Below are 14,568 nucleotides of genomic sequence, written 5' to 3'. Positions count from 1 at the left end.
GCGACCTTGGGAGGGACGCGTGGGACGGTCGACGTGCAGAGCCTGTGTCACATCCCCGGCCGGGCGCACGCCGCCTGGCACGCACTCCCCCAGAGGGGGGACCCCCAGCCGCGTTGCCGAAACGCCCACGTGGCTCCGCCACGAGGGCGCTCCGGCGCCTTGCGATCGCACGCACCAGACGACGTGCGCTGATCCGACCAGGGATATGACACAGGCTCTCAGCGGAGGCGTTGATGCCCGGTAGCCGCACCGGCCGCCCGCCCGTACAGCGGGCGGTCCGCCGGCCCGCCGCGCCCCGCGCGTCGCGCGAGAACCCGCTGCGGCGGTTCTACCTGCGCGCCCACCGGGCCTGGGACCGGCCGCTGACCGCGTACTACCTGATCCTCGGCGGCAGCCTGCTGATCATCGTGCTGGGTCTGGTGATGGTCTACTCGGCCTCCCAGATCACCGCGCTGCAGATGTCGCTGCCGGGCTCCTTCTTCTTCCGGAAGCAGTTCCTGGCCGCCTGCATCGGGGGCGTGCTGCTGCTCGTGGCGTCCCGGATGCCGGTGAAGCTGCACCGGGCGCTCGCCTACCCGATCCTCGCCGGAGCCGTCTTCATGATGGCGCTGGTGCAGGTGCCGGGGATAGGGATGTCCGTCAACGGCAACCAGAACTGGATCTCCCTCGGCGGTTCCTTCCAGATCCAGCCCAGCGAGTTCGGCAAGCTCGCCCTGGTGCTGTGGGGCGCCGACCTGATGGCGCGCAAACAGGAGAAGCGGCTGCTGGCCCAGTGGAAGCACATGCTGGTGCCGCTCGTTCCGGTGAGCTTCCTGCTGCTCGGGCTGATCATGCTCGGCGGCGACATGGGCACGGCGATCATCCTGACCGCGATCCTCTTCGGCCTGCTGTGGCTGGCGGGGGCGCCGACCCGGCTCTTCGCCGGCGTGCTGTCCGTCGCGGGCGTCCTCGGGGTGATCCTCATCAAGACCAGCCCCAACCGAATGGCCCGGCTCGCCTGCATCGGCGCCACCGAACCGAGGAGCGGCGTCGCCGACTGCTGGCAGGCGGTTCATGGCATCTACGCCCTGGCCTCCGGCGGGCTGTTCGGATCCGGCCTCGGTGCGAGTGTGGAGAAATGGGGACAACTCCCCGAAGCCCACACCGACTTCATCTTCGCCGTCACCGGTGAGGAACTGGGTCTGGCGGGGACGCTGTCGGTACTGGCCCTCTTCGCGGCTCTAGGCTATGCGGGTATCCGCGTGGCCGGACGCACGGAGGACCCCTTCGTGAGGTACGCCGCGGGAGGCGTGACCACCTGGATCACCGCCCAGGCGGTGATCAACATCGGTGCGGTGCTCGGCCTGCTGCCGATCGCCGGCGTCCCCCTCCCGCTGTTCTCCTACGGAGGCTCCGCCCTGCTGCCGACCATGTTCGCCATCGGGTTGCTGATCGCCTTCGCGCGCGACGAGCCCGGTGCGCGGGCGGCGCTTGCGATGCGGCAACCTCGCTTTGGTAGAAAGCGGGGAGCCGGGGGCCCTCAGGGGCCTCGGAGATGGAACACGATGCGACGGCGTGCCCCCGCGGCCCGCCCGTCCGGAGAGCGGTGAATTTCGGTGCATGTCGTACTCGCTGGTGGGGGGACCGCCGGCCACATCGAGCCCGCGCTCGCCCTCGCGGACGCCCTGCGCAGGCAGGACCCCACCGTGGGGATCACGGCCCTGGGCACGGAACGCGGCCTGGAGACCACACTCGTCCCGCAGCGCGGCTACGAGCTGGCGCTGATCCCGGCGGTGCCGCTGCCCCGCAGGCCCACCCCCGAACTGATCACCGTCCCCGGCCGGCTGCGCGGCACCATCAAGGCCGCCGAGCAGATCCTGGAGCGCACCAAGGCGGACTGCGTCGCGGGCTTCGGCGGCTACGTCGCCCTGCCCGCCTACCTCGCCGCCAAGCGCCTCGGCGTGCCGATCGTGATCCACGAGGCCAACGCCCGCCCCGGCCTCGCCAACAAGATCGGCTCCCGGTACGCGGCCAAGGTCGCCGTCTCCACCCCGGACAGCAAGCTGCGCGACGCCCGCTACATCGGCATCCCGCTGCGCCGCTCCATCGCCACCCTGGACCGGGCCGCCGCCCGCCCCGAGGCCCGCCACCGCTTCGGCCTCGACCCCAACCTGCCCACGCTGCTGGTCTCCGGCGGCTCCCAGGGCGCCCGCCGGCTCAACGAGGTCGTGCAGCAGGTCGCGCCCTGGCTGCAGCAGGCCGGCATCCAGATCCTGCACGCGGTCGGCCCGAAGAACGAACTGCCGCAGGTACATCAGATGCCGGGAATGCCCCCGTACATCCCGGTAAGTTACCTGGACCGGATGGACCTCGCGTACGCCGCGGCCGACATGATGCTCTGCCGCGCGGGCGCGATGACCGTCGCCGAACTCTCCGCCGTCGGTCTCCCGGCCGCCTACGTCCCGCTGCCCATCGGCAACGGCGAACAGCGGCTGAACGCCCAGCCGGTGGTCAAGGCAGGCGGCGGCCTGCTGGTCGACGACGCGGAGCTCACCCCGGAATGGGTGCAGCAGAACGTCCTGCCCGTGCTCGCCGACCCGCACCGGCTGTACGAGATGTCCCGCGCGGCGAGCGAGTTCGGCCGCCGGGACGCCGACGACCTGCTCGTCGGCATGGTGTACGAGGCGATCGCCTCAAGCCGATAGGACCGTATGACGAAAGGCAAGTGAGCAGCGTGGCCGGATCGACCACCGCCGAACGCGGTGAACGCCAGCAGGAGTCGTCCGGCCCGCCGCTCGTCCGCCGGCTGCGGAACCGCCGCTTTCGTAGGATGGTCATTCTGGTGCTGTCCGTGGTGCTCCTCGGATCGGGTTCCGTCTGGCTGCTGTACGGCTCCCCGTGGCTGCGGGTACGCCATGTCTCCGTGTCCGGTACGGCCGTTCTGAGCCCGGAGGACGTCCTGGAGGCCGCCGACGTCCCCGTCGGGGCGCCGCTGGTCTCCGTCGACACCGGCGGGATCGAGGCCCGGCTGCGCCGGAAACTGCCCCGCATCGACACGGTGGACGTCGTCCGTTCCTGGCCCCGCGGAATCGGGCTGAAAGTGACCGAGCGTACTCCCGTGCTGCTCATCGAAAAGAGCGGAAATTTCACCGAAGTGGACAAGGAAGGCGTCCGGTTCGCCACGGTTTCGCAAGCACCGAAAGGCGTTCCGGCGCTGGAATTGAGCCTGTCCCGGTCGGGTTCGGCGACCGCGAGCCTGCGCCGGTTCGGCACCGACCGGCTGGTGCGGGAGGCGGTCGACGTCGCGCGAGCCCTTCCGGCCGCCGTCCGCCGGGACACCCGGACCCTCAAGGTCCGTTCCTACGACGACATCTCGCTGGAGTTGGGCGGCGGCCGCGTCGTGGAGTGGGGCAGTTCCGAGAACGGGGCCGCGAAGGCGCGCACGCTCACCGCACTCCTGAAAGCCGCTTCCGGTGCCCGGCACTTCGACGTGAGTGTTCCCACCGCCCCTGCGTCATCGGCGAGTTGACGCACATCAGCGCAGGCCAGCACCCTGGTTGGGCACTGCTACGGCTGATCACATAGGGTGAAAAGAAAAACGGGAGGTTCGGCGTGTTCGTTGAACGGGCGCCACTTGTCGACTTAGTGTCCTGTTCAGAAGACTTCAAGGAACGGACACACTGGTAACCCTAAACTTCAACGTTAGGGTTCGGGTCGGCGCTACGGACCGTCCCAATCGGCATCTGCCGTCCCGCGCGGGCACCGCACGTGGACGGCGACGTAATTCGAGGCGAGAGGCCTTCGACGTGGCAGCACCGCAGAACTACCTCGCAGTCATCAAGGTCATCGGTGTCGGCGGCGGTGGTGTCAATGCCATCAACCGGATGATCGAGGTCGGCCTCAAGGGCGTCGAGTTCATCGCCATCAACACCGACGCACAGGCGCTGTTGATGAGCGACGCCGACGTCAAGCTCGACGTCGGCCGTGAACTCACCCGCGGACTCGGCGCCGGCGCCAACCCGGCCGTCGGCCGCAAGGCCGCCGAGGACCACCGCGAGGAGATCGAGGAGGTCCTCAAGGGGGCCGACATGGTCTTCGTGACGGCCGGTGAAGGCGGCGGCACCGGCACCGGCGGCGCGCCCGTCGTGGCCAACATCGCGCGCTCGCTGGGCGCCCTCACGATCGGCGTGGTCACCCGCCCCTTCACCTTCGAGGGCCGGCGCCGCGCCAACCAGGCCGAGGACGGCATCGCCGAACTCCGCGAAGAGGTCGACACCCTCATCGTCATCCCGAACGACCGGCTGCTGTCCATCTCGGACCGCCAGGTCTCGGTGCTCGACGCCTTCAAGTCGGCCGACCAGGTCCTGCTCTCCGGTGTCCAGGGCATCACCGACCTCATCACCACCCCCGGTCTGATCAACCTCGACTTCGCCGACGTCAAGTCGGTCATGTCCGAGGCCGGTTCGGCCCTCATGGGCATCGGCTCGGCCCGCGGCGACGACCGCGCGGTGGCCGCCGCCGAGATGGCGATCTCCTCGCCGCTCCTGGAGGCCTCCATCGACGGCGCCCGGGGCGTGCTGCTCTCCATCTCCGGCGGCTCCGACCTCGGCCTGTTCGAGATCAACGAGGCCGCCCAGCTGGTCAGCGAGGCCGCCCACCCCGAGGCCAACATCATCTTCGGCGCGGTCATCGACGACGCGCTCGGCGACGAGGTCCGCGTCACGGTCATCGCGGCCGGCTTCGACGGGGGCCAGCCCCCGGCCCGCCGGGACAACGTCCTCGGCTCGTCCTCGGCCGCCGCCCGCCGCGAGGAGCCCGCGCCGGCCCGCAGGGAGCCCGAGCGCCCCTCCTTCGGCTCGCTCGGCAGCGTGACGCCGAAGGAGGAGCCGGAGCCGATGCCGGAGCCGGTGGCCGACCTCCCGGTCGCCCCGCCGGTCCCGCCGTCCCGTTCCTACACGGACAGCGCGGCCGAGGAACTGGACGTGCCGGACTTCCTCAAGTGATCCTTACGACGTGATAGGACAGCGCGAGACCGTGAGCGGCGCGCACTTCGCCTTCACCGACAGGTGGGGCGGAGTGAGCGCCGCTCCGTACGAGGAGCTCAACCTGGGCGGGGCGGTCGGCGACGACCCCGGTGTGGTACGGACCAACCGGGAGACCGCCGCCAAGTCGCTCGGCCTGGACCCCGGCCGGGTGGTCTGGATGAACCAGGTGCACGGAAACGACGTGGCCGTCGTGGACGAGCCGTGGGGAGACCGGCCGGTGCCCGAGGTCGACGCGGTGGTCACCGCGCGCCGGGGGCTCGCCCTCGCCGTGCTCACCGCCGACTGCACGCCGGTCCTGCTGGCCGACCCGGTCGCCGGGATCGCGGCCGCCGCCCACGCGGGCCGGCCCGGCATGATCGCCGGAGTCGTCCCCGCGGCCGTGCGCGCCATGACGGAACTCGGTGCCGACCCGGCCCGGATCGTCGCCCGCACCGGACCCGCCGTCTGCGGCCGGTGCTACGAGGTGCCGGAGGCGATGCGCGCCGAGGTGTCCGCCGTCGAGCCGACGGCGCACGCCGAGACCAGCTGGGGCACTCCGGCGGTGGACGTGAGCGCCGGAGTGCACGCGCAGCTCGCGCGCGCCGGAGTGCTCGACCGGGCGCAGTCGCCGGTGTGCACGCTGGAGTCGGACGATCACTTCTCGTACCGGCGGGACCGCACCACCGGGCGGCTCGCCGGCTATGTGTGGCTGGACTGATGGGGCATGACGGACCGTAAGACCGAGATCGCCGGAAACCTGGCGAAAGTGGAGGAGCGCATCGCCGCCGCCTGTGCGGCGGCCGGGCGCAAGCGGGAGGAGGTGACCCTGATCGTGGTCACCAAGACCTACCCGGCGAGCGACGTGCGGATCCTGTCGGGGCTCGGCGTGCGCCATGTCGCCGAGAACCGGGACCAGGACGCGGCCCCCAAGGCCGCCGAAAGTTCGGATCTGCCCTTGATTTGGCACTTTGTCGGTCAATTGCAGACCAACAAAGTGCGATCCGTTGTGGGTTATGCGGATCTCGTGCAGTCCGTCGACCGTGCCCGGCTCGTGGACGCACTGTCCAGGGAGGCGGTGCGGGCCGGGCGCGAGGTCGGGTGCCTCCTCCAGGTCGCGCTCGACGCGGGCGCGAGCGGCAGAGGGGAGCGCGGCGGTGTGGCGCCCGGCGGAATCGAAGAGTTGGCCGCCCTCGTCGCCGCCTCGCCGGGACTGCGGCTCGACGGCCTCATGACCGTCGCTCCGCTCACCGGGGAGTACGCGGGGCGCCAACGCGTGGCGTTCGAGCGGTTGATGGATTTGTCGACGGACCTGCGCCGGGCCCATCCGGCTGCGAACATGGTCTCCGCAGGGATGAGTGCGGACCTTGAGGAAGCCGTGGCCGCCGGGGCGACACATGTACGCGTCGGCACCGCGGTACTCGGAGTCCGCCCCAGGCTCGGGTAACGTCGCCAAGAAGTCGGACCACAGCAGAAAATATGGTCAATGCCGCCCCAAGGCGGGCACAGCGACCGTGTGGATCGCGGGACTTGGCAGTCGTCACCGATCCACCACAGAGCGGAGGACTCAGAGCATGGCCGGCGCGATGCGCAAGATGGCGGTCTACCTCGGCCTCGTGGAGGACGATGGGTACGACGGCCGCGGATTCGACCCCGATGACGACTTCGAGCCCGAACTGGACCCGGAGCCCGAGCGGGACCACCGACGGCACGAGCCGTCACACCAGTCCCACGGTTCACACCAGTCCCAAAGGGACGATTCGGTACGAGTGGTGCAACCGTCGCCCCCGCGCGACCCGGTGTCGCATTCCGCTTCGCTCCCCGCGGAATCGGGACGCCCGGCGCGCATCGCCCCCGTGGCGTCCATCACACAAGAACGCGCAAGCCTGGAGAAGAACGCACCGGTGATCATGCCCAAGGTCGTGTCGGAACGAGAGCCTTACCGGATCACCACGCTTCACCCCCGGACCTACAACGAGGCACGTACCATCGGGGAACACTTCCGTGAGGGCACCCCGGTGATCATGAATCTGACTGAGATGGATGACACAGACGCGAAGCGACTTGTCGACTTTGCGGCCGGTTTGGTGTTTGGTCTTCACGGCAGCATCGAGCGGGTGACGCAGAAGGTGTTCCTGTTGTCGCCTGCTAACGTCGATGTCACGGCGGAGGACAAGGCCCGCATCGCAGAGGGCGGGTTCTTCAACCAGAGCTGAGACGCAAGACCGGTACTAGGCACGGAAACAGGGGAGAGGGAAGCACGGATCATGAGCGTGTTCCTGGATGTGATCTACATCGCGCTGATGTGCTTCCTCATCGTGCTCATCTTCCGGTTGGTCATGGACTACGTGTTCCAGTTCGCCCGCTCATGGCAACCCGGCAAGGCGATGGTGGTCGTACTTGAGGCCACCTACACTGTCACCGATCCACCGCTCAAGCTTCTGCGGCGGTTCATCCCGCCGCTGCGTCTCGGGGGCGTGGCGCTCGACCTGTCCTTCTTCGTACTGATGATCATCGTCTACATCCTGATCGCGATCGTTGGTCGGCTGTGATGAGGAGCGATGTGACCTACCGTCTTGCCGATGCCGACGACTACGTTGAGGTGAAGAGATGCCGTTGACCCCCGAGGACGTGCGGAACAAGCAGTTCACGACCGTCCGCCTCCGAGAAGGCTATGACGAGGACGAGGTCGATGCCTTCCTCGACGAGGTCGAAGCCGAACTGACGCGCCTGCTCCGCGAGAACGAGGACCTGCGCGCCAAGCTCGCCGCGGCCACGCGCGCTGCTGCCCAGAACCAGCAGAACATGCGCAAGCCTCCGGAGCCGCAGGACCAGCAGGGCGGCATGCCCCAGGGCGGGATGCCTCAGCAGGGCATGCCTCAGCAGGGGATGCCGCAGCAGGGCATGCCGCAGGGCGGTATGCCGCAGCAGGGCATGCGAGGCCCCGGCGCTCCGGTGCCCGCCGGCATATCGGGCCCGCCGCAGCAGCAGATGGGTGGCCCCATGGGCGGTCCCCCGCAGCTGCCGAGCGGCGCCCCGCAGCTGCCGGCCGGTCCCAGTGGCCAGGGCGGTCCGCAGGGTCCCGGTCCGATGGGCCAGGGACCGATGGGTCCGGGTCCGATGGGCCAGGGTCCGATGGGTCAGGGCATGGGCCAGGGTCCGATGGGCCAGGGCATGGGCCAGGGTCCCGGCCCGATGGGCCAGGGCATGGCCCCGATGGGCGGCCAGCCCCCCATGCAGCAGATGGGTGGCCCGATGGGCGGCCCCATGGGCGGTCCGATGGGCGGCCCCGGTCAGGGCCCCGGTGGCGACAGCGCCGCCCGTGTCCTCTCGCTGGCCCAGCAGACCGCCGACCAGGCGATCGCCGAGGCCCGCTCCGAGGCCAACAAGATCGTCGGCGAGGCCCGCAGCCGCGCCGAGGGTCTGGAGCGTGACGCCCGTGCCAAGGCCGACGCGCTGGAGCGGGACGCGCAGGAGAAGCACCGCGTCGCGATGGGCTCCCTGGAGTCCGCGCGCGCCACGCTGGAGCGCAAGGTCGAGGACCTGCGCGGCTTCGAGCGCGAGTACCGCACGCGTCTGAAGTCGTACCTGGAGTCGCAGCTGCGTCAGCTGGAGACCCAGGCCGACGACTCCCTGGCGCCGCCGCGCACCCCGGCCGCGGCCTCCCTCCCGCCGTCCCCGGCGCCCTCCATGGCCCCGGCCGGCGCGAGCGCCCCGTCCTACGGCGGCAACCCGTCCATGGGCGGCCCGTCGATGGGCGGCCCGTCGATGGGCGGCCCGTCGATGGGTGCCCCGTCCCCCGCTGCCCCGTCCTACGGCGGCCAGCAGCAGATGACGCCGGCGATGACCCAGCCGATGGCTCCGGTACGCCCGCAGGGCCCCTCTCCGATGGGCCAGGCGCCGTCCCCGATGCGCGGCTTCCTCATCGACGAGGACGACAACTGACGGCGGGCGCGTAGCGCGCGTAGCCGTCGGCAGAGCACCACAGGGCGGGGCCCCGGATTCCGATCCGGGGCCCCGCCCTTTTTACGCGGGTTGCGCGGCCCGACGTCTCAGGCGCGCTGGGGGTTGCCCCGGCCGGAGGCTGGGGGAGGGACCGGGCGCGCCCGGTGCGCCGACCCGCACGTGTGACGAGGCGGCGCGTGAAGGGGCGCGGGGAACCGCGCACGGTAGGCGCTCCGACCCGCACCCACGAGAAGGGGCCCGGTCCCCACCGTGGAGACCGGACCCCTGCTCGGACAGGCCGGCGGCTACGCCTTGCGCAGCCGGAACGTCAGCGACAGCCCTTCGTCGGTGAAGGGATCGCCGTAACCGTCGTCCCCCTCGCCCTGGGAGAAGTCGGTCGCCAGCACTTCGTCGGCGATCAGCGCAGCGTGCTCCGCCAGCGCCGCGATCACCGCCGGGTCGGTCGACACCCACCGGAGCGCGATCCGGTCGGCCACGTCCAGCCCGCTGTTCTTGCGCGCCTCCTGGATCAGCCGGATCGCGTCCCGGGCGAGGCCCGCCTGGCGCAGCTCCTCCGTGATCTCCAGGTCGAGCGCGACGGTCGCACCGGAGTCCGACGCCACCGACCAGCCCTCACGCGGCGTCTCCGTGATGATCACCTCGTCCGGCGCCAGCGTCACCGTCTCACCCTCGACCTCGACCGACGCCGTGCCCTCCCGCAGCGCCAGCGACAGCGCGGCCGCGTCCGCCGCGGCGACCGCCTTGGCGACCTCCTGCACCCGCTTGCCGAACCGCTTGCCCAGTGCCCGGAAGTTCGCCTTCGCGGTCGTGTCGACCAGCGAGCCGCCGACCTCGGAGAGTGACGCCAGCGACGAGACGTTCAGCTCGTCGGTGATCTGCCCGTGCAGCTCCGGGTCGAGCGCGTCGAAGCCGACCGCCGCGACCAGCGCCCGGGACAGCGGCTGCCGTGTCTTGACGCCCGACTCCGCGCGCGTGGCCCGGCCCAGCTCCACGAGCCGGCGTACCAGGACCATCTGCTTGGACAGCTCCGGGTCGATCGCCGACAGGTCGGCCTCCGGCCAGGACGACAGGTGCACCGACTCCGGAGCGCCCGGGGTCACCGGCGCGATCAGGTCCTGCCACACCCGCTCGGTGATGAACGGGGTCAGCGGGGCCATCAGCTTGGTGACCGTCTCCACGACCTCGTGCAGCGTGCGCAGCGCGGCCTTGTCGCCCTGCCAGAACCGGCGCCGCGAACGGCGGACGTACCAGTTGGACAGGTCGTCGACGAACGCCGAGAGCAGCTTGCCGGCGCGCTGGGTGTCGTACGCCTCCAGCGCCTGCGTCACCTGGTCGGTGAGCGCGTGCAGCTCGGAGAGCAGCCAGCGGTCCAGGACCGGGCGGTCGGCCGGGGCCGGGTCCGCCGCGCTCGGCGCCCAGCTCGACGTACGGGCGTACAGCGCCTGGAAGGCGACCGTGTTCCAGTACGTCAGCAGCGTCTTGCGGACGACCTCCTGGATCGTGCCGTGGCCGACCCGGCGGGCCGCCCACGGGGAGCCGCCGGCCGCCATGAACCAGCGCACCGCGTCCGCGCCGTGCTGGTCCATCAACGGGATCGGCTGCAGGATGTTGCCCAGGTGCTTGGACATCTTGCGGCCGTCCTCGGCGAGGATGTGCCCCAGGCAGACCACGTTCTCGTACGACGACTCGTCGAAGACCAGCGTGCCGACCGCCATCAGCGTGTAGAACCAGCCGCGGGTCTGGTCGATCGCCTCGGAGATGAACTGCGCCGGGTACCGGCTCTCGAACAGCTCCTTGTTCTTGTACGGGTAGCCCCACTGCGCGAACGGCATCGAACCCGAGTCGTACCAGGCGTCGATGACCTCGGGCACGCGCACGGCCGTCTTCGCGCACTGGGGGCACGCGAAAGTGACCTCGTCGATGAACGGGCGGTGCGGGTCCAGCTCCGACTGGTCGGTGCCGGTCAGCCCGGTCAGCTCCGCGCGGGAGCCGACCACGGTGAGGTGGTCGTCCTCGCAGCGCCAGATCGGCAGCGGGGTGCCCCAGTAGCGGTTGCGGGACAGCGCCCAGTCGATGTTGTTGTTCAGCCAGTCCCCGTAGCGGCCGTGCTTGACCGTCTCCGGGAACCAGTTCGTCTTCTCGTTCTCTTCGAGGAGGCGGTCCTTGATCGCCGTCGTGCGGATGTACCAGGACGGCTGCGCGTAATAGAGCAGCGCGGTGTGGCAGCGCCAGCAGTGCGGGTAGCTGTGTTCGTACGGCAGGTGCTTGAAGAGGAGGCCGCGCTGCTTGAGGTCCTCGGTGAGCCGTTCGTCGGCCTTCTTGAAGAAGACGCCGCCGACCAGCGGCACGTCCTCCTCGAAGGTGCCGTCCGGGCGGACCGGGTTCACCACCGGCAGGCCGTAGGCGCGGCAGACCTTGAGGTCGTCCTCACCGAAGGCGGGGGACTGGTGGACCAGACCCGTACCGTCCTCGGTCGTGACGTACTCCGCGTTCACGACGTAATGCGCCGGTTCCGGGAACTCAACCAGCTCGAACGGACGTTGATAGGTCCAGCGCTCCATTTCGGCGCCGGTGAAGGTCTGGCCCGTGGTCTCCCAGCCCTCGCCGAGCGCCTTGGCGAGAAGCGGCTCGGCGACGACGAGCTGCTCCTCGCCGTCGGTCGCGACGACGTAGGTGACCTCCGGGTGCGCGGCGACCGCCGTGTTGGACACCAGGGTCCACGGGGTGGTCGTCCACACCAGGAGCGCGGCCTGGCCGGCGAGCGGACCGGAGGTGAGCGGGAAACGGACGTACACGGAGGGGTCGACGACCGTCTCGTAGCCCTGCGCCAGCTCGTGGTCGGACAGGCCGGTGCCGCAGCGGGGGCACCAGGGGGCGACGCGGTGGTCCTGGACCAGCAGGCCCTTGTCGAAGATCGTCTTCAGCGACCACCAGACCGACTCGATGTACTCGGGGTCCATGGTCACGTAGGCGTCGTCCAGGTCGACCCAGTAGCCCATGCGGGTCGTCAGCTCGGAGAACGCGTCGGTGTGGCGGAGCACGGACTCCCGGCACTTCGCGTTGAACTCGGCGATGCCGTACTTCTCGATGTCCGGCTTGCCGCTGAAGCCCAGCTCCTTCTCGACCGCCAGCTCGACGGGCAGGCCGTGGCAGTCCCAGCCGGCCTTGCGGGCCACGTGGTAGCCGCGCATGGTGCGGAAGCGGGGGAAGACGTCCTTGAAGACGCGCGCCTCGATGTGGTGGGCGCCGGGCATGCCGTTGGCGGTGGGCGGGCCCTCGTAGAACACCCACTCGGGGCGGCCCTCGGACTGCTCCAGGGTCTTGGCGAAGATCTTCTGCTCGCGCCAGAAGTCGAGCACGGCGTGCTCAAGGGCGGGCAGGTCGACCTGTGCGGGCACCTGGCGGTACGTCGGCGCTGTCATCTGCGAGCTTCCTCCAACGGACTTGCTGCCTTCCGTCGGAGGGACGAGAGCCTTGTCTTCCGGACGCCGTGTGCGGCGCGCTCCCGCGGTACCACCCTCCTTGGCCCGCCGGACGCCGTGTGCGCCGGTGAGCCCCCTCATTGGGGTCGCGAAGCCGGCTCTACTGGCCCCTGCGGGGCTTTCTTCCGGCGGCTCCGGGGTGATCTTCACGTCGCGCTCGCCCCCGGGCTTCCACCGTCCCCGGGTCGCTCTGGGCTGCGTACGCCGCTACTCGTCCCCATCCACGCTTCTCGCTGCGCCCAGTGTACGGCGCCGCACGGACAGCGGCCGCCCTGTTTTCCGGGCGCCGCCGGGGCGGAGCGGTCCACCTGCCGAGATGACCCGAATGGCGCGGTACGCGTGTTCGCATCCTGGGATGTCCGGCTCGGCGGATTACCGCGCGGGGAGCTGGGCACAACGCATGCATACCTGCTGCGTGGGGGGTGCGGGGCAGGCGGATCGGGCGGCGTGCCCCGTTGCCGCGGGACTCAAGTCGATTTATCGTCCCAGCACGATTCGCGTGCAAGATCACAATATGTGAAGGGGCTGCGGCCATGGTGGCGAAGAAGACCGCCGTACAGCAGCCGGCGTCCGGCCGGTCCAGGGGCGCGGCTGCCTCCGGCGGCGACACCACAGGGGGCGGCGGAAAGCAGGGCACGCGCGCGACAGCGGCGGCTCCTTCCGGGAAAGCGCCGGCTGATCAGGGTTCCGCCGGGAGAGAGGCCGCGAAGAAGGCACCCGTGAGGAAGACGGCCGAGACGAAGGCAGCCGGGAAGAAGGCAGCCACGAGGAAGGCCGACGGGGCGAAGTCGGAGAAGGCGGAGAAGAGCGCGTCCAAGGCCGTGGCGACGAAGACCGCGGCGGAGAAGAGCACGGCCAAGAAGAGCACGGCCAAGAAAGCGGGCGCGGCGCGGGCCGCGAAGCAGACGGGAGCCACGACGGTGGTTGCGAAGAAGACTCCTGGCACGGCCACGGCGGCGGACAGCGCTGTCCCCAAGGCGCGGGTCGCCACGGCGGCCCCGGACGAACTCGCGGTGCGTCCCGGCGAGGCCCCGTGGACACCGGAGGAGGTCGAGGAGGCGCGCACCGAGCTGATGACCGAGGCGCTGCGGCTGCGCGCCGAGCTCGACGCGTCCGAGAGCGCCCTGGCCGGGCTGATGCGGGACTCCGGGGACGGCGCAGGTGACGACCAGGCCGACACCGGCACCAAGAACATCACCCGGGAGCACGAACTGGCGCTGGCCGCCAACGCGCGCGAGATGCTCGAACAGACCGAGCGCGCCCTGCAGAAGCTCGACGCGGGCACCTACGGCCTCTGTGAGAACTGCGGGAACCCCATCGGCAAGGCCCGGATGCAGGCCTTCCCGAGGGCCACCCTGTGCGTCGAGTGCAAGCAGAAGCAGGAACGCCGCTACTGAGCATCGGGGTCCCCTGGGGCGTGCCGTAGTCTCGTCCCGAGGCAGGCACCTAGGTTGAGGGACTCACGTGGCAGAGGCGGAACGCATCATCGGTACGCCGGGCACCCCGGACGACGGCGGCGAGCGGACGGCGGCGCCCGGCGCCCCCGGTGCGCCCGGCGCTTCCGACGCCTCCGGTGCGGATCAGCAGTCCACCGCGGACCAGCGGACCGGCCGCGGGCGCCGGATCGCCGTGCTGTTCGCGGTGGCCGCCTTCGCGTACGCCCTCGACCTGGTCAGCAAGATGATCGTGGTCGCCAAGCTGGAGCACCACGCCCCGATCGAGGTCGTCGGCGACTGGCTGGAGTTCCACGCGATCCGCAACCCGGGCGCGGCCTTCGGGTTCGGCGGCGCCTTCACGATCATCTTCACGCTGATCGCGGCGGCCGTGATCGTCGTGATCTTCCGGCTGGCGCGCAAGCTGTACAGCTTCCCCTGGGCGGTCGCGCTCGGCCTGCTGCTCGGCGGCGCGCTCGGCAACCTCACCGACCGGATCTTCCGCTCGCCGGGGATCTTCGAGGGCCAGGTCGTCGACTTCATCGCGCCCAAGGACTTCGCGGTGTTCAACCTGGCCGACTCGGCGATCGTCTGCGGCGGCATCCTGATCGTGCTGCTCTCCTTCCGCGGCCTGGACCCGGACGGGACCGTCCACAAGGACTGAGGCCCGCAGAGGGGCCCCCGGGG

Annotated in this window: 12 protein-coding genes; 11 read left to right on the top strand and 1 reads right to left on the bottom strand. The window is 70.5% G+C overall.

Annotated features, from left to right (window positions below; genetic code table 11):
* Positions 1-233: 233 nt before the first annotated feature.
* The 9 genes from ftsW to ACFZB3_RS21670 all read left to right on the top strand — a co-directional run bounded on the left by ftsW (position 234) and on the right by ACFZB3_RS21670 (position 8,945).
* A complete protein-coding gene (gene ftsW / locus ACFZB3_RS21710; protein ID WP_391377334.1) occupies positions 234-1,589 on the top strand; it encodes a putative lipid II flippase FtsW in 1,356 nt (451 codons plus the stop codon).
* A 6-nt stretch (positions 1,590-1,595) separates the two neighbouring features.
* Entirely contained in the window at positions 1,596-2,684 is a 1,089-nt protein-coding gene (gene murG / locus ACFZB3_RS21705) for an undecaprenyldiphospho-muramoylpentapeptide beta-N-acetylglucosaminyltransferase (protein ID WP_362581660.1), read from the top strand.
* 29 nt (positions 2,685-2,713) lie between these two features.
* The gene (locus tag ACFZB3_RS21700) at positions 2,714-3,508 is read left to right on the top strand and encodes an FtsQ-type POTRA domain-containing protein (RefSeq protein WP_391377844.1); all 795 of its coding nucleotides are present in this window, start codon (positions 2,714-2,716) and stop codon (positions 3,506-3,508) included.
* Positions 3,509-3,785: 277 nt separating this feature from the next.
* Entirely contained in the window at positions 3,786-4,982 is a 1,197-nt protein-coding gene (gene ftsZ / locus ACFZB3_RS21695; RefSeq protein ID WP_391377331.1) for a cell division protein FtsZ, read from the top strand.
* 10 nt (positions 4,983-4,992) lie between these two features.
* Positions 4,993-5,721, top strand: coding sequence for a peptidoglycan editing factor PgeF (gene pgeF / locus ACFZB3_RS21690; protein WP_391377329.1), 729 nt, complete (start codon positions 4,993-4,995; stop codon positions 5,719-5,721).
* A gap of 6 nt (positions 5,722-5,727) precedes the next feature.
* A complete protein-coding gene (locus tag ACFZB3_RS21685) occupies positions 5,728-6,447 on the top strand; it encodes a YggS family pyridoxal phosphate-dependent enzyme (RefSeq protein WP_391377327.1) in 720 nt (239 codons plus the stop codon).
* Positions 6,448-6,574: 127 nt separating this feature from the next.
* Complete coding sequence (locus ACFZB3_RS21680) at positions 6,575-7,216, top strand: cell division protein SepF (RefSeq protein ID WP_391377325.1); 642 nt, start codon at positions 6,575-6,577, stop codon at positions 7,214-7,216.
* Between the two features lie 51 nt (positions 7,217-7,267).
* A complete protein-coding gene (locus ACFZB3_RS21675; protein WP_046729537.1) occupies positions 7,268-7,552 on the top strand; it encodes a YggT family protein in 285 nt (94 codons plus the stop codon).
* Positions 7,553-7,610: 58 nt separating this feature from the next.
* Positions 7,611-8,945, top strand: a complete 1,335-nt coding sequence (locus tag ACFZB3_RS21670) for a DivIVA domain-containing protein (RefSeq protein ID WP_391377323.1) — start codon at positions 7,611-7,613, stop codon at positions 8,943-8,945.
* Between the two features lie 305 nt (positions 8,946-9,250).
* Here ACFZB3_RS21670 and ileS read toward each other — a convergent pair whose 3' ends face one another.
* Positions 9,251-12,388, bottom strand: a complete 3,138-nt coding sequence (gene ileS / locus ACFZB3_RS21665; protein ID WP_391377321.1) for an isoleucine--tRNA ligase — start codon at positions 12,386-12,388, stop codon at positions 9,251-9,253.
* A 593-nt stretch (positions 12,389-12,981) separates the two neighbouring features.
* Here ileS and ACFZB3_RS21660 point away from each other — a divergent pair.
* Both ACFZB3_RS21660 and lspA read left to right on the top strand, forming a co-directional pair.
* A complete protein-coding gene (locus tag ACFZB3_RS21660; RefSeq protein ID WP_391377319.1) occupies positions 12,982-13,845 on the top strand; it encodes a TraR/DksA C4-type zinc finger protein in 864 nt (287 codons plus the stop codon).
* A gap of 67 nt (positions 13,846-13,912) precedes the next feature.
* On the top strand, positions 13,913-14,545 hold the full coding sequence (lspA, locus tag ACFZB3_RS21655) for a signal peptidase II (protein ID WP_391377317.1): 633 nt from the start codon (positions 13,913-13,915) through the stop codon (positions 14,543-14,545).
* The last annotated feature ends 23 nt before the right edge of the window (positions 14,546-14,568 follow it).

Origin of the sequence: Streptomyces sp. NPDC008092 (assembly GCF_042957285.1) — a bacterium.
Taxonomy (GTDB): domain Bacteria; phylum Actinomycetota; class Actinomycetes; order Streptomycetales; family Streptomycetaceae; genus Streptomyces.
This window is presented reverse-complemented; position numbering and strand designations above follow the sequence as displayed.